This is a genomic window from Roseomonas chloroacetimidivorans, from assembly GCF_049629625.1.
In the GTDB taxonomy this organism is placed as follows: Bacteria; Pseudomonadota; Alphaproteobacteria; order Acetobacterales; family Acetobacteraceae; genus Roseomonas; species Roseomonas chloroacetimidivorans.
Map to the genome: position 1 here is coordinate 1 of NZ_JBNBZS010000083.1, position 21562 is coordinate 21562.

At 66.9% G+C, this 21562-nt stretch carries 22 protein-coding genes and 1 pseudogene; 13 read left to right on the forward strand and 10 right to left on the reverse strand.

Annotated elements, in window-relative coordinates; all coding sequences use genetic code 11:
• A partial coding sequence (locus ACO1BU_RS30265; protein WP_424139681.1) for an ATP-binding protein occupies positions 1 to 206 on the forward strand: 206 nt, incomplete at its 5' end.
• Here ACO1BU_RS30265 and ACO1BU_RS30270 read toward each other — a convergent pair.
• Entirely contained in the window at positions 198 to 785 is a 588-nt protein-coding gene (locus ACO1BU_RS30270) for a multicopper oxidase domain-containing protein (RefSeq protein WP_424139682.1), read from the reverse strand. The genes ACO1BU_RS30265 and ACO1BU_RS30270 overlap by 9 nt on opposite strands.
• A 320-nt stretch (positions 786 to 1105) precedes the next feature.
• Between ACO1BU_RS30270 and ACO1BU_RS30275 the strand changes: the two genes are divergently transcribed.
• Entirely contained in the window at positions 1106 to 1528 is a 423-nt protein-coding gene (locus ACO1BU_RS30275; protein WP_424139683.1) for a hypothetical protein, read from the forward strand.
• Between the two features lie 47 nt (positions 1529 to 1575).
• Here the strand turns inward: ACO1BU_RS30275 and ACO1BU_RS30280 are convergent, their stop codons facing one another.
• Positions 1576 to 3936, reverse strand: a complete 2361-nt coding sequence (locus ACO1BU_RS30280) for a heavy metal translocating P-type ATPase (protein ID WP_424139684.1) — start codon at positions 3934 to 3936, stop codon at positions 1576 to 1578.
• A gap of 203 nt (positions 3937 to 4139) precedes the next feature.
• Between ACO1BU_RS30280 and cueR the strand changes: the two genes are divergently transcribed.
• From cueR to ACO1BU_RS30310, 6 genes are all read left to right on the forward strand, one after another.
• Positions 4140 to 4613, forward strand: coding sequence for a Cu(I)-responsive transcriptional regulator (cueR, locus tag ACO1BU_RS30285; RefSeq protein WP_424139685.1), 474 nt, complete (start codon positions 4140 to 4142; stop codon positions 4611 to 4613).
• On the forward strand, positions 4613 to 5077 hold the full coding sequence (locus ACO1BU_RS30290; protein ID WP_424139686.1) for a DUF411 domain-containing protein: 465 nt from the start codon (positions 4613 to 4615) through the stop codon (positions 5075 to 5077). Before cueR ends, ACO1BU_RS30290 begins: the two co-directional genes overlap by 1 nt.
• A gap of 5 nt (positions 5078 to 5082) precedes the next feature.
• Positions 5083 to 5241, forward strand: coding sequence for a DUF2933 domain-containing protein (locus tag ACO1BU_RS30295; RefSeq protein ID WP_424139700.1), 159 nt, complete (start codon positions 5083 to 5085; stop codon positions 5239 to 5241).
• A 229-nt stretch (positions 5242 to 5470) separates the two neighbouring features.
• Positions 5471 to 5869, forward strand: coding sequence for a hypothetical protein (locus ACO1BU_RS30300; RefSeq protein WP_424139687.1), 399 nt, complete (start codon positions 5471 to 5473; stop codon positions 5867 to 5869).
• A gap of 26 nt (positions 5870 to 5895) precedes the next feature.
• Positions 5896 to 6351, forward strand: coding sequence for a helix-turn-helix domain-containing protein (locus ACO1BU_RS30305; protein WP_424139688.1), 456 nt, complete (start codon positions 5896 to 5898; stop codon positions 6349 to 6351).
• Between the two features lie 10 nt (positions 6352 to 6361).
• Positions 6362 to 6718 carry a VOC family protein gene (locus tag ACO1BU_RS30310; protein ID WP_424139689.1) on the forward strand — a complete coding sequence of 119 codons (357 nt, stop codon included), beginning with the start codon at positions 6362 to 6364 and terminating at the stop codon, positions 6716 to 6718.
• 59 nt (positions 6719 to 6777) lie between these two features.
• Here ACO1BU_RS30310 and ACO1BU_RS30315 read toward each other — a convergent pair whose 3' ends face one another.
• The 6 genes and pseudogenes from ACO1BU_RS30315 to ppsA all read right to left on the reverse strand — a co-directional run bounded on the left by ACO1BU_RS30315 (position 6778) and on the right by ppsA (position 13523).
• A complete protein-coding gene (locus ACO1BU_RS30315) occupies positions 6778 to 7548 on the reverse strand; it encodes a hypothetical protein (protein WP_424139702.1) in 771 nt (256 codons plus the stop codon).
• Between the two features lie 58 nt (positions 7549 to 7606).
• Positions 7607 to 8056, reverse strand: a pseudogene (locus tag ACO1BU_RS30320) (glucokinase); the annotation flags it as partial.
• Positions 8057 to 8058: 2 nt separating this feature from the next.
• On the reverse strand, positions 8059 to 9021 hold the full coding sequence (locus ACO1BU_RS30325) for a 1-phosphofructokinase family hexose kinase (RefSeq protein WP_424139690.1): 963 nt from the start codon (positions 9019 to 9021) through the stop codon (positions 8059 to 8061).
• A 344-nt stretch (positions 9022 to 9365) separates the two neighbouring features.
• Positions 9366 to 10082, reverse strand: coding sequence for a CBS domain-containing protein (locus ACO1BU_RS30330; protein ID WP_424139691.1), 717 nt, complete (start codon positions 10080 to 10082; stop codon positions 9366 to 9368).
• Between the two features lie 96 nt (positions 10083 to 10178).
• A complete protein-coding gene (locus ACO1BU_RS30335; RefSeq protein WP_424139692.1) occupies positions 10179 to 11033 on the reverse strand; it encodes a universal stress protein in 855 nt (284 codons plus the stop codon).
• 24 nt (positions 11034 to 11057) lie between these two features.
• Positions 11058 to 13523, reverse strand: coding sequence for a phosphoenolpyruvate synthase (gene ppsA / locus ACO1BU_RS30340; RefSeq protein ID WP_424139693.1), 2466 nt, complete (start codon positions 13521 to 13523; stop codon positions 11058 to 11060).
• A gap of 309 nt (positions 13524 to 13832) precedes the next feature.
• Here ppsA and ACO1BU_RS30345 point away from each other — a divergent pair, with 309 nt between their 5' ends.
• The 3 genes from ACO1BU_RS30345 to ACO1BU_RS30355 all read left to right on the forward strand — a co-directional run bounded on the left by ACO1BU_RS30345 (position 13833) and on the right by ACO1BU_RS30355 (position 15827).
• Positions 13833 to 14159 carry a host attachment protein gene (locus ACO1BU_RS30345; RefSeq protein ID WP_424139694.1) on the forward strand — a complete coding sequence of 109 codons (327 nt, stop codon included), beginning with the start codon at positions 13833 to 13835 and terminating at the stop codon, positions 14157 to 14159.
• Between the two features lie 34 nt (positions 14160 to 14193).
• On the forward strand, positions 14194 to 15270 hold the full coding sequence (locus ACO1BU_RS30350) for a zinc-binding dehydrogenase (RefSeq protein ID WP_424139695.1): 1077 nt from the start codon (positions 14194 to 14196) through the stop codon (positions 15268 to 15270).
• Positions 15271 to 15404: 134 nt separating this feature from the next.
• The gene (locus ACO1BU_RS30355; RefSeq protein ID WP_424139696.1) at positions 15405 to 15827 is read left to right on the forward strand and encodes a hypothetical protein; all 423 of its coding nucleotides are present in this window, start codon (positions 15405 to 15407) and stop codon (positions 15825 to 15827) included.
• A 265-nt stretch (positions 15828 to 16092) separates the two neighbouring features.
• On the opposite strand, the gene ACO1BU_RS30360 is transcribed toward ACO1BU_RS30355, so the two are convergent.
• Complete coding sequence (locus ACO1BU_RS30360; protein WP_424139697.1) at positions 16093 to 18927, reverse strand: cation-translocating P-type ATPase; 2835 nt, start codon at positions 18925 to 18927, stop codon at positions 16093 to 16095.
• Positions 18928 to 19233: 306 nt separating this feature from the next.
• On the opposite strand from ACO1BU_RS30360, the gene ACO1BU_RS30365 reads away from it, so the two are divergent.
• Positions 19234 to 19908 carry a CBS domain-containing protein gene (locus ACO1BU_RS30365; RefSeq protein ID WP_424139698.1) on the forward strand — a complete coding sequence of 225 codons (675 nt, stop codon included), beginning with the start codon at positions 19234 to 19236 and terminating at the stop codon, positions 19906 to 19908.
• A gap of 227 nt (positions 19909 to 20135) precedes the next feature.
• Complete coding sequence (locus tag ACO1BU_RS30370; RefSeq protein ID WP_424139699.1) at positions 20136 to 20558, forward strand: CBS domain-containing protein; 423 nt, start codon at positions 20136 to 20138, stop codon at positions 20556 to 20558.
• A 210-nt stretch (positions 20559 to 20768) separates the two neighbouring features.
• Here ACO1BU_RS30370 and ACO1BU_RS30375 read toward each other — a convergent pair whose 3' ends face one another.
• Complete coding sequence (locus ACO1BU_RS30375) at positions 20769 to 21416, reverse strand: ABC transporter permease (RefSeq protein ID WP_424139701.1); 648 nt, start codon at positions 21414 to 21416, stop codon at positions 20769 to 20771.
• Between the last annotated feature and the right edge of the window lie 146 nt (positions 21417 to 21562).

The following is a 21562-nucleotide window of genomic DNA, read 5'->3' on the forward strand; positions in this document are numbered from 1 at the left end:
TGATGATTACGGCCAACCAGCCCTTTGGTGAATGGGGCCGGATCTTTCCCGACCAGGTCATGACCCTGGCCGCTGTGGACCGCCTCGTCCACCACGCCACCATCTTCGAGATGAACGTCGAGAGCTATCGCAGGCGCGCTGCCGTCGAGCGCAAGCGCGGTCCCGGCCGCCCGCCGACCCGCGCGACAATCAACACCTCATCCTGATTGTCGCGCACCACTGAAAAACCCTTGCACCCGTGTCGCGCCGCGACAATCATCCCCGCGCCGCGACCCACGACTCTCATCCAGTTTGTCGCGCCAATCGCATCCTGATTGTCGCGCCATAGGGCCGTACATCCCGGCCTGCTCCTGAACGCCGGAGTGGCTGTGGTACCAGTAGGTGCCGGCCTGGACGAGCGGGAAGCGATACTGGTGGGTCTCGCCGGCGGCGATGCCCTGGAAGCCGTCGCTGATGCCGGGAACGCCATCCTGGCCACTCGGCAGGATGAGCCCGTGCCAGTGGATGGAGGTGCTCTCGCGCAGCCTGTTGGCGACGTTGATGCTCACCTCCTCCCCTTCGCGGAAGTGGAGGACGGGGGCTGGCACGGAGCGATTGATGGCGACGGCCGGACGAGGCGTGCCGGTGATATTCAGCGTCACGTTCTCGATCGCGAGGTTGAACTCACGCGGCATGGAGCGCCCGATGGCCGGCTGGGCCAGGGCAACTCCCGGAAGGGCAGGAGCCGACAGGGCGGCGATCCCGGCTGCGAGCATCCTGCGCCGCGACAGCGTAACCTCAGCCATGCTCGTGAACTCCTTCGTGCAGTGACGGGACGCGCGACGGAAGTCGCGCTCGCGGGATGGTCACGTCGGTTCCCCGGACAATGCCATCAGCCGTCTTCGTTCGTTGCGCTGGATATCTACGGTCGCCCCGGCTTCATCAATCGTTCCGGGGCTCCGGCAATAAAACGTAAGAATCCGACGGGCTCCCGGGCGGGGACGGCCCGGATCGGAGCCTGTACGTTACGCCCACGTCCCGCCTCTTGCGGGAGCGACCCGCCGGACACGGGATCCCATCGTTTCGGCCAGCCCGGTTCGGCGTGGCATGGTGAACAGGAGGACGCATGAAAGTCGCTTCCCGCGTTGGTTGGGCCGCACGTTTCGCCGTGGGCCTCGGCCTGGCGCTCACAGCAGCGGCTTGCGCGCCGCAGTCCGCCCCCATGGCGACGGCTCCTGCCTCGGCGGAGCTTCCGGTTCAGCCGGCTGGTCGCTCCACGACCGCTCCGGGCGCCGCGACGCAGGCATCCGGTGGTGCGGGCATGCAGGGCATGGATCACTCCAACATGCCCGGGATGAACCATGGGAACATGCAAGGCATGCAGGGTCACAACATGTCGGGCATGAGCATGCAGGACATGATGGCGCACTGTCGTCAGATGCAGGCAGACACCCGTGCCGGGCGTCAGCTCTCGCCGGACATGCAGGCCATGATGGAGCACTGCAACATGATGGGCGGCTCGTCCCGGGGACAGTCCCGCTCCCGCTGAGTGACAGCGTGGCGGCGCTTCGGGGCGCCGCCACGCCCTTCGACGGCCTACAACCGCACCGTACGCAGCCGTAGGGCGTTGCCGATCACCGAGACCGAGCTCAGCGCCATGGCCAGGGCGGCCACGATCGGGCTCAGAAGGATCCCAAGGACGGGGTAGAGGACGCCCGCGGCGACGGGGACGCCGAGCGCGTTGTAGACGAAGGCGAGGAACAGGTTCTGCCGGATGTTGCGCATCGCGGCCCGGCTCAAGGTCCTGGCGCGCGCAATCCCGGCGAGGTCGCCCTTCACCAGTGTCACGCCGGCACTCTGCATCGCCACATCCGTGCCGGTGCCCATGGCGATGCCGACATCTGCCTCGGCCAGTGCGGGGGCATCGTTCACCCCATCGCCCGCCATGGCGACAACCTTCCCTTGCGCCCGTAGCTCGCGGACGATGCGGTGCTTATCCTCGGGAAGGACGTCACCCTGGAACTCGTCGATGCCGAGCCTTCGGGCCACGGCCCCGGCCGTTGTCTGGTTGTCGCCCGTCAGCATGACGATATGGATGCCGCTCTCCCGCAGGCTCTGCAGGGCAGCCGGGGTGGTCTGCTTGACCGGATCGGCCACGGCGATGACGCCGCCCGGCTTTCCGTCGATAGCCAGGAAGAGTGCGGTGCCGCCCTCCCGGCGCAGCTCGTCCGCACGGGCAGTGAGGTCGCCCAGATCCACCCCGAGATCCTGCATCAGCCGCGCGTTCCCGAGCGCGACTTGGCGCCCGTTCACGGAGCCGGTCACGCCCTTGCCGGTGATTGAGGCGAAGTCTGCCGGCTCCGCGAAGGCCATGCCGCGCTCCCTGGCGGCCGCCACGACGGCGGCGGCCAGGGGGTGCTCGCTCGACCGCTCAAGGCTGGCTGCGAGGGGAAGGAGCTCGGCCTCGGCCAGTCCCGGCGCCGGAACCACGGCCACCACCTTGGGCTTGCCCTCGGTCAGAGTGCCGGTCTTGTCCACGACCAGGGTGTCGACCTTCTCCATATGCTCGAGAGCCTCGGCCGACCGGATGAGCACGCCCGCCCCGGCGCCCTTGCCCACGCCGACCATGATGCTCATGGGCGTGGCCAGGCCGAGCGCGCAGGGGCAGGCGATGATGAGCACCGAGACCGCGGCGATCAGCCCATAGGAGAGCGCCGGGGACGGACCCCAGGCGGCCCAGGCGAGGAAGGCCAGCACCGCGATGACGATGACCCCGGGGACGAAGTAGCCGGAGACAGTATCGGCCATCCGCTGGATGGGCGCCCGGCTGCGCTGCGCCTCGGCGACCATGGCCACGATGCGCGAGAGCATGGTGTCGGAGCCGACCTTGTCCGCCCGCATGACGAGGGCGCCGGTGCCGTTCACGGTACCGCCGATGACCTTGGCGCCGGGCTGCTTCTCGACCGGCAGGGACTCGCCGGTGACCATGGACTCGTCCACGGCGCCGTTGCCTTCCAGGACCTCGCCGTCCACAGGCACGCTCTCGCCCGGCCGCACCCGCAGCCGGTCGCCAGCCTGAACGTCGGCCAGCGGGATCTCCTCGTCCTCACCATTGCCGCTGATCCGCCGGGCGGTCTTGGGGGCCATGTTGAGAAGGGCACGGATGGCGCCGCCGGTCTGCTCCCGGGCGCGCAGCTCCAGCACCTGCCCGAGCAGGACGAGGACGGTGATGACGGCGGCCGCCTCGAAGTAGACGGCGACCGTGCCGTCCATGCCCCGGAAGCCCTCGGGGAAGGCTCCAGGTGCGAAGGTCGCGACCAGGCTGTAGAGGTAGGCGGCGCCGGTCCCGAGCGCGATCAGGCTGAACATGTTCAGGCTGCGGTTCACCACCGACTGCCAGCCGCGGACGAAGAATGGCCAGCCCGCCCAGAGTACGACCGGTGTTCCGAGCAGGAACTGGATCCAGACGGACATCCTCGGCGACACCAGATGGTGCAGGCCGAGCCCGGGGATGTGGGCCCCCATCTCCAGGACCACCACGGGGAGGGTAAGGGCCAACCCGATCCAGAACCGACGCGTCATGTCGGTCAGCTCATGGCTTGGTTCGGCCTCCGCCGTGATCTCGAGGGGCTCCAGGGCCATGCCGCAGATCGGGCAGCTTCCTGGCCCCTCCTGCCGGATCTCCGGGTGCATCGGGCAGGTGTAGATGGCGCCCTTCCGCGGAGCCGGTACGGGGGCGGCTTCCTTCGGCTCCAGGTACCTTCCGGGATCGGCCCCGAACTTCGTCCGGCACCCGGCCGAGCAGAAGTGGAAGATCGTCCCGGCATGCTCCAGCCGGTGCTTCGAGGTGGCCGGATCGACCTTCATCCCGCAGACGGGGTCGGTGACGAGCCCGGCGCCGGTGGCCGGGCTGGGACCGAGATGATGGTGGCCGTGGCTGATGTGGTGACCGCTCATGAATGCCGCCCCGGTTAGGGCCGCGTGGCAGGCCCTCGTTGCTCAGGTGGCCAGCAAGGTGGTGTCTCCCATGATGGGAAGGTCAAGGACATCCTGATGCGCTCCCCGCGTGCCACCCGCGCGTGGCGCCTTGACCTTCCCACGGTGGGAATCCCCATCTTGGTCTCGACCATGACGGGCAGTGCCTTGCAGAGGAGGTCCCCATGAACATCGGGCAAGCCGCGAAGGCGTCCGGCGTCTCGGCGAAGATGCTGAGGTACTACGAGAGCGTGGGCTTGCTTCCCGCGGCAGGGCGGACCGAGGCGGGCTACCGCGTCTACTCGGAGCAGGACATCGGCACCCTCCGCTTCGTCCGGCGGGCCCGGGATCTCGGACTGCCGCTGGACCGGATCAAGCAGCTTATCGGCCTCTGGCAGGACGAGGACCGCGCGAGCGCCGACGTGAAGCGCATCGCGATCGAGCACGCGTCCGAGCTTCGGGCCAAGATCGTTGAGTTGACCAGCATGTGCGAGGCGCTGGAGCGCATGGCGGATGCCTGTCACGGCGACAACCGGCCGGAGTGCCCGATCCTCGACGAGATCGCCGAAGGCGGCCACTGCGCGCCTGGCCACCAAGCCGAGCGCCTGCAGCCCCCGAAGGGTAAGAGCACGATCAGCGGCGTCATGGGAGTGATGTGATGGGCAACAGGTTCAAGGCAGACGTTACCAGGCGGTCCTTCCTGGGCTTCGGGCTGGCCGCGGCGGCGCTGCCCACCGGTGTGGCCAGAGCTGCCCAGGGCCCGGCGCTAGAAGTCTGGAAGGATGCGAACTGCGGCTGCTGCGAGGGGTGGGTCAGGCACATGCGCGCGGCGGGCTTCCAGGCGACGGTCCATGACGTTGCCGACCTGCAAGCGGTGAAGGCGGCCAACGGCGTGCCGGACACCCTCCAGTCCTGCCATACGGCTACGGTCGGCGGCTACGTCGTGGAAGGCCATGTCCCTGCGCCCGACGTCAGCCGCATCCTGGCCGAACGCCCGCCGGCCAAGGGGCTCGCCGCGCCGGGAATGCCGCCCTCCTCACCGGGCATGGACATCCCGGGGACACCCTACGAGGTCGTCCTGTTCGGTGGAGCTAGGGGAGACAGGATTTGGGCGCGGCATTGACCCGGATGGACGGCTACCCGCCGCTTCTCCGGGCTGATCAGGGGCCGTTGATGCACCTGTTCATGCACCACGGGCACGGTGGGGATGGGCAGCGAGACGCCGATCAGTGCCGTGGAGCCGAGACAGCCGGATCTGAGGGCCGCAGGGCCAGCACGAGGGCCTGAGCAGCGGACAGCCTCACGTCGGTGAGGCTGGAGAGTGTCTGCCCGCACCGACTGCCCTTCAGCGCATGGCTGGGAGTCGGGGAACCTTCATCCCGATAGGCTGTCGATCGCCGTCCTTCGCGTGAAAGCAGGAGGGGCGCGGTAGCGGGCTCGTTCAACATTGGCATTGCGCAGGAACGAACATATCCCGCTTGGAAATATCCCCTGTAGGGAATATGTACTCTAATGCATGGTCCCTAGCAAGGCGGAGCGGATCCGGGAGATCCTTCGGCGCGTGGACGCGGCGCCGCCATGCGGGTCCGCGGCGGCGGCGAGGCAGCTCCTCGACGATACGCTGAATGCTGTCGAGGACGAGATGACGCCGTTCCCGTTCGATCCAGCCATGCCCCGCTCGGACGGACGGATGTATCCCGCCTTGGATGACAGCGAGCGCGAGGTTCTCGGGCGCCCGGACCTCAGGCGCTTCAGGAGGCGGCAGCACAACACCTACCTTGGCGCCAACGGCGCCATTCTCATTCGGGAGGGCGATGGCTCATGTGTGCTGAACAAGCCCGGCTCGGACGGCCGGACAGTCGATCTGGACGAGCCGCTTCCGCAGGCCTCGATCCCGACGCGGTCGCCGCGCTGATCCAGAACGCCGTCCCGGGTTCAAGCGTGGAGATCGACCGGCCGCTCCGCAAGGACGGGGAGTGGTGGTTCGACGTCAGGACCGACCGCTTCGTGACGAATGTCTCCTGGAAGGCATCCCGCGGCTTCGGGATTTATTTGGGCGAGGTCGGCTTTGGGGATCGCCCTGACGAGCTCTACACGGATCCTGCCCTGGTCGCCTTGCGGGTCCAGCAACTTGCTGCGGATGCGCGGGAAGGCGGCAGGGCGGAGCCGATGGTCGTCGCAGAGGTCCGGAAGCTGCTCGGGCACACCCAGGTCGAGGTCGCCGAAGCGCTCACCATCGGTCAGGGCAGCGTGTCGCGGCTTGAGGCTCGCCGGAACCCGACGCTCAGCGCCCTGCGGGCATACGTCGAGGCGATGGGCGGGGAATTGGAGGTGCGGGCGCGCTTCCGCGACCTCGACGTCCCGATCGCCCTGCCTGACTCCGAGGTGGAAGCCTAGGGGAACGCCGATGGAGATGCTCGTCGTCATCAGGGCATGGAATCCCGAAGGCTTGGCGCGCTTCTATTCGGCGTTGGGCCTAAAGTTCGACCGGGAGCGTCACGGGAAGGGGCCCGAGCATCATGCCTGCCGGATCGGCAGGTCCGTGTTCGAGATCTATCCCCGGACCTCCGACGCGGACAACACGTCCGCGACGAGGCTCGGGTTCGGGGTGCCGGACGTCGAGGCTGCCTGCGAGCGGGCTGTCGCGCTAGACGGCCGGCTGATCCGGGCGGCTGCGGTATCACCGTGGGGGCGGCGGGCGGTCCTCTCCGATCCGGAGGGCCATACGGTTGAACTTGTCGAAGCGGCTGGTGCGCGCGCCTGATCCTCCCGTCGGTCAGGCCGACCGGCAGCGAACGGTGCCGCACCTGAGCACGTCTGGAGCTACGCTGCGGTCCTGATTGCCGTGGCCGCCTTCATCCGTTCCACCGTCTGCAGGAGCAGCGGGAACGTGTCGGTGACGAGAAGGGTGTCCCACCGGCTGCCGGCCGTCGGCCAGTAGTCGGCAGTGTACTCGATCACCCCCTTCTTCACCCGCAGCCTCTTCCGCTCGGTGATCTCGTTCACCAGCGGGATGATCTCGAAGAGGTTCTCCTCGTGGAGCGCCCGGATGTCGTTCTCGATCTCCGAGAGGATCTCCCGCGCCTGCTGGCTCGGGCTGCCAATGGCGCTGATGAGGCCGCTGAGACGGTTCGCAGAATCCGCCTGCTCGACCCGCATCTGGAAGTCCCGAAGGTTTCGTAGGAGGTTGGCGAGCTTCATGGAGGTGGAGTGATCCGGCCGCGTCCAGAAGGCCCGATGCCGGAGGCGGATGGCCAGGGTGCGCCCGCTCCAATCCTGCACTTGGACCAGGCCGTCATTCCTTCGGGTGGCCTCCAGGCAGATGCGGAAAAGATCGCTTCCCTTGGACTGGAGGGATGCCCGCGCCCGGTCGACGAGCTCAACGGCGTCGGTCAGCCGCTTCATCTGGGGGTGCAGCCTCTTGCAGTCCGCGATGAGGCTCTCGCACTGGGCCTTCAGGGAGGACACCTTCACTCGGTCCTCGTGGGCCTTTACGTGGCGCTGCCAGCTGACCTCTCCGAAGTGCCCGGCGCCGCAGATGTGCCCCATCAGGCCTTCGCCCAACGTGCCGTCCTCGGCCCTGAACTCGACCACGAAGCCCTTCTTGTGCCGGACGTGACAGCTGGGGAGGCCGCACGGGATGGCCTCTGTCAGTCTCTGGTAGGCTTCGCGGACAGCCTTCCCCTAGCAGGAAGGCCACCCCCAATCCGGTGCCCGGCCCGATCACGACCTGAGGCCGCCCGGGCTTGCCCGCCCCCGACTTAAGCGACCGAAAGTCGCCCACCTTCAACCCGTGAACGGCCCAGGCCTGTGCGACGAAGTCATTGATCACCGCCAAGTGCCGAAGCCCTAGTTGCACCCTCGCCTCCGGGACAGTGAAACGCCAAGGGCTGTTCGTGAAAGCCACCACATCCCCCAGCACGGGCGTTGCTACAGCGAGGACCGCCTCGTCCACGCTCCGTCCTGCGAGATAGGCCAGCGCCGCCTCGACCAGGCCGGGGTAGGCATTCACCGGCAGCTTACGCTCGTCCTGCGGCAGCCCGCCCGGCTCGCAAAGGGCGAAGCGCGCATTGGTGCCGCCGATATCTCCGATGAGCCGCATGCTCAGCCTTCCTCGCCTCGCGCCAGGCTCGTCGGGATCTGCCGTATGCGCCGCCGCAAGGCCGTTACCTCCTCGCGCCGTGGATGCGCCGTGCCGGCATTGGACACCGCCGCCGCACCTGCCGCCACGCCCCAGGCGAAGGCATCACTGATCGCGCGGCCCTGTGCCAGCCTCAGTGTCATCGCCGCCAGAAAGCTGTCCCCAGCCCCCACCGCACCGCGGACCATGACCTCCAGCGCGGGCAGCCGCAGCGTCCCTTCCGCGGTCGCCAGCAAGGCTCCCTGCTGCCCTAGCGTTACGGCCAGACAGCGAAGCTTGCCCGAGCGCACCCACCCCCGCGCCGCCTCCTCCAGCTGCCCCGGATCCCGCAACTCGTGCCCGACCAGCGCCTCGAACTCTCCCTGGCTCGGCTTCGCCAGCTCTATCCCGCCTGCCTCCAGCGCCACCCGCAGCGGAGCACCTGAGGTATCGAGCACGAAGCGCATTCCCCGGCGCGCTGCAATGCCCGCTGCCCGTGCGTAGAAGTCGTCTGGCACCCCCGCCGGCAAGCTGCCGCTCGCCACCAGCCAGCCCGCCTCCACCGTCTCGACCGCTGCCAGAGCCGCGCCCCACTCCGCCTCCCTGATCCGTGGGCCCTCGGGCACGAAGCGGTATTCCTGCCCGGCCCCCAAATCGAGCACCGTCTGGCTGATCCGTGTGCGGCCCTCGACGGGGATGCTCCGCCGCGGCACCCCCGCCTCGTCCAGCAACTCCTCCAGGAAGCGCCCCGTCACCCCGCCGGCCAGGATCATTGCCAGGGTATCGCCGCCCAACTCGCGCACGACGCGCGAGACGTTCACTCCGCCGCCGCCCGGATCCTGCCGCTCATTGAAGGTCCGCACCTTGCGCACGGGCTGCACCGCCCCGGCTTCGCTCGCGATGTCGATCGTCGGATTCAGCGTCAGCGTTGCGATCAGCTGGGACATGAAAGCGCTCTCCTGGACCAGGTACTGGACGTGAAGCAGACACGCGACCGCTCGGGTGCATCACTTCGCCCTGCCGCGTCCAGGGCTGGCGCACGGCTCGTCCCAGCCGCTGCCAGTCGGGACCCTCCCCGACGAGCTCGCGGACGTGCTGATGCCAGCGGTACGCCCTCAGGAATAGAACGAGCGGGCCAGTTCGAAAGGCGCCTCGCTCGCCTTGCCGGTCCAGCTACTCTCCCCTGCTGAGGCGGTGCGCCGCACCGAAAAGGCGAATGCTGCCCCGTGGGGCCGGAGCGCCTCGCCCTTGCATCGCAGCGAGACCCCGACGGGGGGCGCCCCGGACCGGCCTAGACGAGCTCGCCCGGCAGCGGGAAGGAGGTGACCTCCATGTGGTCCTCTATCCGCTCCACGCCCTCGATCCGGCCAGCGAGGACCACCAGCCCGCGCCGGACCTCCTCAGAGCGTACATAGCCGGACAGCGTGACTACGCCGTTCTTCACATCGGCGAAGGTGTACAGGCTTTGCGCCCAGGGGTGCTCGCGCATCTCGGCTTCGAGAGCGGCCTGGATACGGGCATCGTGGGACTGCTCCAGGGTTCCAATCCTCTCCGGTGGCTCGAGCGCGGCGACCAGGAGATCTGACCTTGAGATAATCCCAACCAGCCTGTCCTCGCTCACCACGGGCAGGCGCTTGATGGCATGCTGCTCCATTATGCGGGCGCACTCTTCCACAGTGGTGTCGGGGCCGACCGTCACGACGCTGCTCGTCATCACGTCGCGGGCCGTCATGCCGTGGGTACGGGCGTACTGTTCGGCTTGGCGGTTCCGATTCTGGAAGAGGCTGCGGATCCAGCTCACCTTCGGCTCTGCCGCCCCGGCAAGGCGCCGGACCAGGTCAGCCTCAGTGACGATGCCCAGCAACCTGCCCTCGGCATCCGTCACTGGGGTGGACGAAATGCCGCGCCGTGCCAGCAGGCCAGCCAGCGACGTGACCTCCATGCTCGGTGGAACGGCGACGACCTCCTGCGTCATCAGGTCGCGCGCAAGCAGTGAGTCCATGCTCATAATAACCTCCGGCCTCGACGGGCTAGGTCCAGATCTACGCCGGGATTAGGCTGCTGGCCCTGCGCTAGATCAGCGTTTCTGGTCCGGACTGATCGCTCAGTGGGAGAGCAACAGCGGAAGGGTAAGTTGGCGGAGCAGCGACCGCGTTACCCCGCCAAGGATCATCTCCCGCGCGCGGGAGTGGCCGTAGCCGCCTGCCACGAGCAGGTCCGCCCCGGTGTCGGCGGCGCGGTTGAGCAGGATGTCCGCCGTGCCCAGCTCGGGGTTCAGGATCTCCTCGGCCGAGGCGGGCAGCCCGTGGCGGGCCAGGTGCCGCGCCGCCTCTGCGCCCGACGATCGCAAGCCGGAAGTCTGCGCCGACGGGTTCGCTACCACCATTCTTACCACCTTGGCGTTCTGGAGAAGGGGCATTGCGTCGTGGAGTGCGCGCGTGGCCTCGCGCCCACCATCCCAGCCGACCAGCACGTTGCGCCCGACTGTCCTGAAATTGCCGACATAGGGGACCAGCAGGATCGGTCTCCCGAGGGCGAATAGGACAGTCTCGACGATCGCCCTTCGTGCCATGGCATCGGGCGCCTCCGGATCTGGCTGGCCGAGGACGAGGAGGTCTGCGCATCGTCCGTATCGCAGCAGGGTGTCGCTCAGGTCGCCATGCACGAGGTGCATCTCTCCTGTGACGCCCTGCGCAGCAACTCGCCGGTGGAAGATTGCCTCGACTTGGGCGGCCGCCTCGGTCGATCTCTCCGCCATACGGCGAATTAGCTCGTCAACCTGCCGCCAGTCGCCACCGTCCAGGAGGGCGGCCGGGACCGTGACGAACGCGCTCGCATCGATGACTTGGACGGCCGTCAGATGTGCCTGGTGCTGGTGTGCAAGGTTCACCGCAACGGCCAGTCTGGCTTCAGAGGCCTCGGAGGGATCAAGGTGCACGAGAAGATCCTTGATGGGCATGTCATCTGCTCCTGGAGCCATTCGTCAAGCCGTCGCCTCGGCGCACTCCGGAGAGGATGCGGCTGTCCCCTTGACAACCGACGCCTCCGCCTCCCGGCGCTGCTCAGCCTCGCGGACCACGGCTATGGTCCGCATCAGGCTGGCGGGGGTCACGCTGATGGACTGGATCCCGAGCGAGACGAGGTAGGCAGCGACGTCAGGGTAGTTGGCTGGGGCCTCTCCGCAGATCCCTACATGCCGCCCATTTCGGCGGGCACCGGCCACTGCTAAGCGCAGAATCTCCAGAACTCCGGGATCGCGCTCGTCGAAGTCGAAGGCGACGATGCCGGAGTCCCGGTCCACGCCGAGGGTAAGCTGGGTAAGGTCGTTCGACCCAATGGAGAAGCCGTCGAAGAGCTCAGCAAAGGCGTCGATCAGGATCACATTGTTCGGGATCTCGCACATCACGTACACTTCAAGCCCCGCCTCGCCGCGCCTGAGGCCCAGCCGGGCCATCTCGTCAAGGACCCGGCGCGCCTCCTCGACGCGGCGGCAGAACGGCACCATCACCCGCAAGTTGGTCAGCCCCATTCGCTCTCGCACCACGCGCAGGGCCCGGCATTCCAGCTCGAAGCCGGGCGCGTAGGCCGGGTGCGCGTACCGGGATGCTCCCCGGAAGCCGAGCATCGGGTTCTCCTCCAGCGGCTCGAAGTCACCGCCACCCAGGAGCCGGGCGTACTCGTTCGTTTTGAAGTCCGAGAGGCGCAGGATGACCGGGCGCGGGTAGAAAGCGGCAGCGATGGTGCCGACTCCCTCGGCCAGGGTCTCCACGAAGAACTCTGCCGGGGAAGCACGGTGCCGAGCCAGATGAGCAATCCTCGCACGCTCCTCGGCGGAGGCTACCTTCTCCGGGTGCGCCAGCGCCATCGGGTGAGCCCGGATCTGTTCACTCACGATGAATTCCATGCGTGCCAAGCCGACGCCGGTGCTGGGCAGCATCGCGGCCCGGAACGCCATGTCGGGGTTGGCGAGGTTCAGCATGATGTCAGTCCTGGGTAGCTCCAGGTTCCCAACGACGACCGTGGTCACCTCGAAGGGTACGTCACCCTCGAAAACCTCGCCCACGTCGCCGCCCGCGCAGGAGACCGTCACCCGCGAGCCGGCCGCAAGGCACGTGGTTGCGCCCTCGGCCCCGACCACGGCCGGCACGCCCAGCTCCCGGGCGATGATCGCGGCGTGGCATGTCCGGCCACCCCGGTCTGTCACGATCGCGGCCGCCGTCTTCATAACCGGCTCCCAGTCCGGGCTGGTGGAGGCCGCAACCAACACCTCCCCGGGCCGGAAGGCCTCCAGGTCAGCGCGGCTACGGACCAGCCGGACCTCACCAGAGGCGATGCGCTCCCCGACCGCCTTGCCGGTCACGAGCACATGGCCCTTGCTCTTGAGCGTGTGCGTCTCGATCTGCCCCGTGGCGCGGCGGGAGGCCACTGTCTCGGGGCGGGCCTGGACAATGTAGAGCTGGCCGTCGAGGCCGTCCTTCGCCCACTCGATATCCATCGGCACTGGATGGCCGGCCACAACCGAGTAGTGATCTTCGACTGTCAGGGCCGCCTCGGCGAGCTTCAACACCTCCACGTCAGTGATGCAGAAGCGGTCCTGGTCGACCATGGCCGTCGGAAGTTCCGCGACCCTGTGGGCGTTCCTCTCCGCATATACTAGGCGAGTCTGCTTGCGGCCGAGCGAGCGCCGCAGGACGGCCCGGTGACCCTGCCGGAAGGTAGGCTTGTGGATGTAGAACTCGTCTGGATCCACCTGTCCCTGCACCACGTTCTCGCCCAAGCCGTAGGAGCCGGTGACGAAGACGACGTCGCGGAAGCCGGACTCGGTGTCCAGCGTGAAGATCACGCCGCTCGATGCTATATCCGAGCGGACCATCTTCATCACGCCGACGGAGAGGCCGACCTTGAAGTGGTCGAAGGCGTTGTTGACGCGGTACACGATAGCTCGGTCGGTGAAAAGCGAGGCGAAACAGCGCCGGCAGGTCTCGAACAGCGCCTCGCCGCCGCGCACGTTCAGAAAGCTCTCGTGCTGGCCCGCGAAGCTGGCGTTCGGCAGGTCCTCAGCGGTGGCCGAGCTCCGGACTGCGACGGCAAGATCTGGACCGTACTCTTCCTGGAGGCGCGCATAGGCCGCCTCGATGCTGGCCCTCAGGTCTGGCGTGCCTGTCGCATCATAGACGATGCGGCGTGCCTCCGCGCCCCTTCGGGCCAGAAGCGCCACGTCCGTGACGTCCAACCCGTCCAGCAGTGCGTGAAGCTCGTCCAAAGCGCCCGCGGCGTTCAGGGCGCGGTGATAAGCGTTCACAGTCACGCAGAAGCCATTGGGGACCCGCAGCCCCTTAGCAGACAGGCGGGAGTAGAGCTCGCCGAGCGATGCGTTCTTCCCGCCTACGAGCGACACCTCCGCTAACCCGGTCTCCGCGAACCAGCGGATATCCTCAACTCCTTGCACGGCACCTACTCCCAGCGATGTCCGAGGACGCTACCCTGCCGGAGCCATGGCCGATGGCACTGACCTGCATCAGGAAACCGGCTGGCCGCGCCGTCCGGGGTCACGTCCACTTCCCTGTGGCGGCTGATTTGGATCAGCGCCGCGCGGTCCGGGGTGCTCAACCCTGGGGTACGCAGCCTGAAGTGGAGGAGGGAAAGGCATGCGGGAACATCCCGTCTGGGTCCTCGCGGCCGATAACCATCGAGTCCGGGTCATCGAGCGCTGAGATCAGGCGGTCCCTGGCGAGAGCACTTGGAGATGAACCGAAGGGTGAGGTCCGCGCGGCCAGCCCGCCTCGGCGGAAAAGCCTACGGGTCTGCGGACGATGTATGCAGCCTCACTGAGCCGGAGCAGGACGCCCAGGATGAGGCAGAGGCCGTCTTCGCGGCCAGCGTGGCAGACGAGCTCGAATGGGGCGCGAAGGCTGGTCGCTACAGGCGGCTCTTCCTGATCGCGCCCTCCGGGTTTCTCTTCCACCTGCGCGCAGCCTTGGGAGAGGGCGTGCGGGCGAAGCTGCGTGGCTGCATCGACAAGGATTTTACCGACCGGCGGGTCGGAGAGATCGCCTGTCATCTCGACGAGGATCGCGCTGCCTAGGGCCTGCAGCGAACACTATCACCGAGGACATCCCATGTCGCGAACCATGAGGGCTGCCGTCTTCGTGCGCCCGGGGCTCATTGAACGGCGCGAGAAGCCCGTCCCGAAGGTGGGGCCGATGGACGCCCTGCTGCGGGTGACCACGACGGCGATCTGCGGCACGGACGTGCACATCCTGAACGGCGAGTACCCCGTCGCGGAGGGCCTGACCATCGGGCACAAGCCAGTTGGCATCATTGAGCACCTTGGCTCGGCGGTGCAGGGTTACAGGGTGGGGCAGCGCGTCATTGCCGGCGCCATCACACCGAGCGGGCACAGCAATGCCTGCCTCTGTGGCTTCTGCTCCCAAGATGGCGGCGGCGCTGCGCTTGGCTGGAAGCCGGCAGGAGGCTGGAAGCTCGGCAATACCATCGATGGCTGCCAGGCCGAGTACGTGCTGGTGCCCGACGCGATGGTCAATCTGGCACCGGTACCGCATGGTCTGACGGACGAGCAGGTACTGATGTGCCCCGATATCATGTCCACGGGATTTGGCGGCGCCGAGCCAGAGCAAGTCCAGATCGGCGACGCGGTGGCCGTCTTTGCACAGGGGCCAATTGGTCTCTGCGCCACCGCGGGTGCCAGGCTTATGGGAGCGACCTGCATCATCGCGGTCGACCGTGTCCCTGAGCTACTGGAGATTACTCAGCGACTTGGCGCAGACTTCGTGATCAACGCCTCGGAGGGGAACCCTGCCGATGAGATCCGGCGCATCACGCTGGGCCGTGGCGTGGACGTTGCCATCGAGGCGTTGGGGACCCAGGATACCTTCGAAGCGTGCCTTCGGGTGCTCCGCCCGGGCGGGACCCTGTCCTCGTTGGGCGTCTACTCGCGGGACCTCCAGGCTCCGCTCGGTGCCTTCGCGGCAAGGCTGGGCGACCACCGGATCATCACTACCCTCTGCCCCGGCGGGAAGGAACGGATGCGTCGACTGATGGACATCATAATGAGTGGGCGCCTGGATTTGAGGCCGATGATCACCCATCGCTTCCCGCTCGATCAGATCAAGGACGCCTACGAGCTGTTCAGCAATCGGCGCGACGGTGTGCTGAAGGGTGCCATCACGCAATGACCTGCGTGCGCCTGACCTAGATCAGGGAGAGGCGAGACGGACTGCCGATATTGGCGTGGTTGTCGGGACAGGTGCCCAAGCGCGGCGCGATGGGCAGGCGATCTAGCCCGACCGTGCCAGGAGAGGAGGACAGAATGGCGGGACTCGAAGCTGGTTCCCGGGCGGCCGTCCGAGCCGAGCGCAGGCCGGTGGGCCCCACTTCGGAGAGCGTACAGGTACAGGTGCGGCAGGTCTCAGAAGTGCATGAGGGCTCGCTCACCCGCAGTCAGCGGGAGAGCATGGATGCGGCTCTCACGGCGCTCGACGGCCTGCAGGCGGCGCTGGCGATGAACCGGGAGCTTCTCGATGCAGGGAGGGACTTCATGCGTCGTCAGCAAGATATGATGCTTGATGCTACAGGCAGGATGATGCGGCTCTGGGCCGAGCCGACCCGGCTAGGCTGTAAGGCGCTCGACGGCATCGGAGCCCGGGCGGTGAACGCCAACGCATGCCAACTGCGGCCGGAGACAGCCAATTTGGCCGTCGAGGAGGATGGCAAGCGAGAAGCGCTGCACTGATCGCGCGAGCCGGGGGGCGGCGCCCGCACCCGATGCGGCGTCGCATCGGCCCGCTGGGACGGACGTCTGCCCTCCCCTCCTGACCGCCGCCGAGCCTCGGGCCGGCTGTCCGACGACGGCGTAGGTGGTGGCTCTCGGCAAGTCCAAGCATGCCTGTTGCGGCTCGATTGACTGGGGGGAGGCGTCATATGCCGATGGCTGCACCGCAGCGGTGCTCACCGCTCATGAACGGACGGAGCCACGACGCCCGCAGCTGCGCTATGCGCTAGCCTTGCCCAGGTTGCCCCTGCCATCGGTAGGGCAGCTTACTTGCCTCCCGCAGCCATAGCACCAGGCTAGCGACCGAAACACAGATCAGCCAGTCATTGACATGCAGCGGAACGGTGGAGAAGGCCTTCTGCAGCAAGGGCACATAGATCACGGCAAGGTGCAGCACGATCGAGAGCAGGATCGCACCCCAGAGCCAGCGATTTCCGAGGATTCCGGCAAAGGCACTTCTTTCGTCCGAACGTGCGTTCAGGACATTGAAGAGCTGGAACAGGGTCAACGTGGTGAACGCCATGGTCTGCCCATAGCGCAGATCCCCGGAACCCTCGATCATTCCCCCGGGCAGGGAAAGGTCGAGCACGAGCAACGTCCCAGCCGCCATGATGGCTCCAACGAAGAAGACGCCTCCCCACATCCGGGGCGTGATCACGCCCTCGCTTCGCGGCCTGGGCGGCTGTCTCATCGCGTCGGCCTCTGCCGGATCGAGGCCAAGCGCCAGGGCGGGAGCGCCGTCGGTGACGAGGTTGATCCAGAGGATCTGCGTCGCGAGAAGCGGCAGCACCACGCCACTTCCCCCTTGCCCCGACAGGCCGATCAGATCTGCCAGCAACACGCCGAAGAACATTGTCATCACCTCCCCGATGTTCGAGGAGAGGAGGTATCGCAGGAACTTCCTGATGTTCGCGAAGATCGCGCGCCCTTCCTCGACGGCCGCCACGATGGTTGCGAAGTTGTCGTCGGCGAGCACCATGTCAGCCGCCTGCTTCGAGACATCCGTGCCGGTGATGCCCATGGCCACGCCGATATCCGCAGCCTTGAGCGCGGGGGCATCGTTCACCCCGTCCCCTGTCATGGCTACAGTCGCACCCTGCCGTTGCAGCGCCTTCACGACCCTGAGCTTGTGAGCAGGATTGACCCGCGCATAGACTGAGATGTCGCGTACCGTGCCGTCGAGCGCCTCCTCGTTCATCCTCTCCAGCTCACCTCCGGTCACCGCACGCCCAACGGCGGCGATGCCGAGCTCCTGGGCAATAGCGGCAGCGGTGCGGGGGTGGTCGCCGGTGATCATGATCGGGCGGATGCCGGCCGCTCTCGCCCGTGCCACCGCCGCCCGTGCCTCGTCGCGTGGCGGATCGATCATCCCGATCAGGCCGAGAAAGACGAGTTGCTGCTCGACATCCTCGTCCAGATCATCCTCCTTGACCTCATTCGGCAGGGAGCGGAAGGCGACACCCAGGGCACGTAGGGCTTGGCCGGCCATTTCCTCATTGCTGGCCAGGATGGCGGCGCGGCGTTCTGGAGTCAGTGGCCGCGCCTCCTCACCCACGAGCTCGTGGGTACAGCGGCCGAGGAGCACGTCCGGTGCCCCCTTGGTGAAGGCCCGCAGGCGATCTCGGCGCTCGGCGTCGCTGTGCACGGTGCTCATCAGCTTGCGTTCCGAGGAAAAAGGCACCTCGGCAATTCGGGCGAACCGCGCCTCTAGCGCCTCCGCTCTCAGGCCCACCTTCCGCGCGGCGACGATCAGCGCGCCTTCCGTTGGATCGCCCAGCACCGTCCAGCGCCCGTCTTCGGCCTCCTGCAGCACGGCGTTGTTGGCGCGGTCAGCGGCTGAGAGTGTGCGCATGATCTCGGAGTGCTGGGCGTCAGTCATGGCGGCGCCGTCCTCCCGCTGCATCTCACCCTCTGGCGAATAGCCGGCGCCGCCCAGTTCAACAGTTCCGCTGGCGGTAACCACCCTGCGCACCGTCATCTCGTTCCGGGTGAGGGTGCCGGTCTTGTCCGAAGCGATGACGTCTGCGGACCCCAGCGTCTCGACGGCGGCGAGATGCCGCACTATGGCGTTCCTCCGCGCCATCCGCTGCACCCCGATCGAGAGGACCGCCGTTACCACCGCGGGCAGCCCCTCCGGCACAGCGGCGACCGCGAGCGCCACCCCAAGGATTAGCACGTCGAAGACCGCGCGCGCCCCGTGTACGTCCTCGACCAGGAGGATGGTGACGACCATCACCACGGCGATCGCGATGACGGTCATGCCCAGCGTGCGGCCGACGCGGTCCAGCTCCCGCTGTAGCGGCGTCTCATCGAGCGTCTCCGCCTTCAGCAAGCCGGCGATACGGCCCATCTCGGTGCTCATGCCGGTGGCCGCCACCACGGCCCGGCCATGGCCGTAGGTCGCGGCCGTGCCGCTGAAGACCATGTTGGCCCGATCTCCCAGCTCCGCATCGGCCGCGATGGCGGCGCTGCCCTTCGACGCCGGTAGACTCTCGCCCGTGAGCGCCGCCTCTGCCGTCTGCAGTGCAGCGGAATGGATCACGCGCGCATCAGCCGGAATGGTGTCGCCTTCCTCTATGATTATGACGTCACCGGGCACCAACTCCGCTGCCGGGATGCTCTGCTGCCTGCCGTCGCGGACGACCTTGGCCATGGTCGCCGACATCTGGCGCAGCGCCGTCAGCGCCTGTTCCGCCCGCGCCTGCTGGAGATAGCCCATGAGGGCGTTGAGCAGGATGACGGCCAGGATCGCGAGGGCCTCGTAGGGCAACGCGGCGTGCCGTTCGGTCAACCAGAGCCCGGCCGATACCAGGGCAGCGGTGACCAGCAGGATGACGAGGACATCCTGGAATTGCGCCAGGAACTTGCGCCACCCGGGGACCGGCTTCTCCGCCGCCAACTCGTTCCGGCCAAACTGCCCCAGTCGTGAACGGGCCTCATCAGCCGTCAGCCCGCGATGGGCCTCGGTGCGCAGCCCTGCCAGGACATCGCTTACTGTGCGCTGGTAGGGCTCCAGGTCGTCATGCCTCAGGCTCTGGTCATGTACTCCCGGTGCCGACATCGGCCGAATCTCCCTTCATCAGCGCACCAACAATCCTGCGCCAGCTGTCGGCCAAGTCCGAGCGTGGCATGATGGCCGATGCTGCGTGAGACCATTCGTAATGGCCGCCGCCGCCAAGTCAGGCAAGGAGGCATGGGAACCGCGCATGCGGTAGGCCCACGGCAATGGGCGGAGCAGGTCAGGAAGAGGGGTAGACCTCCATCCCAAGGAGGTTCCGTCCGGAATGGGTTGAAACGGGTGCAGAAAGTTGGAATATTAAAACGAGTTAATGGTTGGGAGCGCCCGGTCATGCGAGCTAGCGAGTTGATGTCCACCAACCTTGTCGTGGTACCGCCGGAGACGCCTATCCTGGCCGTTGCCGAGTTGCTCGCCGCCCGGGGTATCTCCGCCGTGCCCGTCGTGGATAAGGAGGGTAAGTCTCTTGGGATTGTAACTGAGGGAGACCTGATCCGCCGCCTAGCAGAGAAGCCCCGGGGACCGCTGACTTGGTTTTTGGACCTGTTCAGCGGCCCGACGCCACAGGCGCAGCAATTTGCGAAGGCGCACGGGAAGACGGCACGTGACGTGATGACGGCGGAACTTGTCACGGTCCAGGAGAACGCGACGGCGGAGGAGGTGGCGCGCCTCATGGAGGAGCATGGCATCCGCCGTGTGCCGGTAGTGAAGGACGGGAAGATGGTCGGCCTCGTCTCGCGCGCGGATCTGTTGCGGGCTGTCCTTCGGCCCCAGCCACCCGCGCCGCTACACCAAGACGACGCGGCAATCATGCGCTCAGTGATCGCGAGGATGCGCGAGCAGCCCTGGATCGACAACTTCTGGGTGTTTCCCTACGTCGAGGGTGGAAAAGTGACCCTCCACGGCTTCGCGCGCTCAGACGCGGTGCGCCAAGGACTAGGAGTACTGGTCCGAGATGTGCCTGGCGTAACCACGGTCGAGGACAAGATGGACCCGATGCCTCTGTTCCTGCGTGCCACGCTTTGATCTGTCCTGGAGGGGAGCGCCCTCCGTACTGCGTTGGTGGCGGCTTTGCCCCAGCTGCCAGCAGCTTCACCCGAGGCCGATTCCGCAGGCGCGACACCCGGGTGCTGACCTAATCAGCGAGCCGCCGCACCTTTTGCACCCGAGAAATCACCACTTTCCTGAGATACACCAGGGCATGCCGTGTCGGCTCGCTGGACCATGCACTCTCTCGTCCAGGAAACGCGACCATGCAGGACCGCACCAGCGCCGAGATCGTGCGCAACCAAGACCCGCTCGCCATGCCGCCGGACGCGACCGTGGCGCAGGCCTGTGCGGCTATGCACCAGGGACGCGTCGGTGCCGTTCTGGTGGTGAAGAATGGGGACCGCCTGGTGGGGATCTTCACCGGTAGAGACGCAATCCGTTGCCTCGCTCAGGGCTGGGAGGGCAGCACGACGCTGCTTGAGCAGGTGATGACCCGAAACCCGGTCACCCTTTCCCCGGACCAGCACGCGATCGACGCCCTCCGCATCCTAGACGACGCCGGGTTCAGGCACCTCCCGGTGTGCCGTGACGGCCGTGTCGTAGGCATCGTGTCCCGCTATGACTTCCGTGCGATGGAGCATGCCCGGCTGAACGAGGAGAATCGGTTCTTCGAGATACTCCGCTGACTCCCTCGGATCCGAGGCGGGCCAAGCGCCTTCCGCGCCAGTAGCAGCGGGGCTGCACTGACCCTCTGCAGGCCACAAGCATAGATGATTAGACATGCGCACAGCGGGAGGGCTTCGGTGTACAGCCAGGCACAGGGATCAAGCCGAGAGTAGGCCGTAGCTCAGGTAACGATGGCCGTAGGCAGGTCTGGTGTCCTGCGGTGGCCAGCTTCACCCGGACGCGGCTGCCATCGAGCTTCGGAATCGTAGCAGTGCGGCTAAGAGCGCAGAAGTTCCAATGCCCGCACTTGTGAGGAGCTGAGGCCACACGATGTCCAGTCCGGCTCCCCGGTACAGGACTGCCTGGGCGAAGCTCACGAAGTGAGTAGACGGTGAGATGCTCATGACGGCTTGGAGAAGATGCGGCATGCTCTCGAAAGGAGTGCTTCCGCCCGAGAGCAGGTTCATCGGCAGCACGACGAGGATGAAGAGCAAGCCGAGCTGTGGCATCGACTGAGCCACTGTCCCGAGCAGGAGGCCGATCGCCGTCGCGAAGAAGAGATAGAGAGCGACTCCTCCGAGAAACAGGGAGATCGACCCGGCGACGGGAACACCCAGCAGGTAATGAACAACGAACCAGAGCGACAACCCTGTTGCGGTCGTGATCACGAGCCCGTTGGACCAGACCTTGGCCATGGCAATGTCGAAGGGCGTCACGGGCAGCACCAGCAGATGATCCAGCGTCCCGTGTTCCCGCTCGCGAACGACTGCAGCGCCGGCGAGCAGGACAGCCAGCAAGGTAACGTTGTTCAGGATAGCCATCACCCCGGTGAACCAGGAGGTCGTCAGATTCGGGTTGTAGGCGGCACGAAGTTCCAGGCCGGCGGCGGACTCCGCCCTAGTGGGTCACTTGCCTCGGACTGTGCCATTCTTTTGGACAGCGACGGTGTGGTGAGAGCGGCTGCCGAGTGTGAGCACCCGAGCCGCCAAGTGCGTGTGCGTCGCCGCGTTGCTTTCGGCGCCTT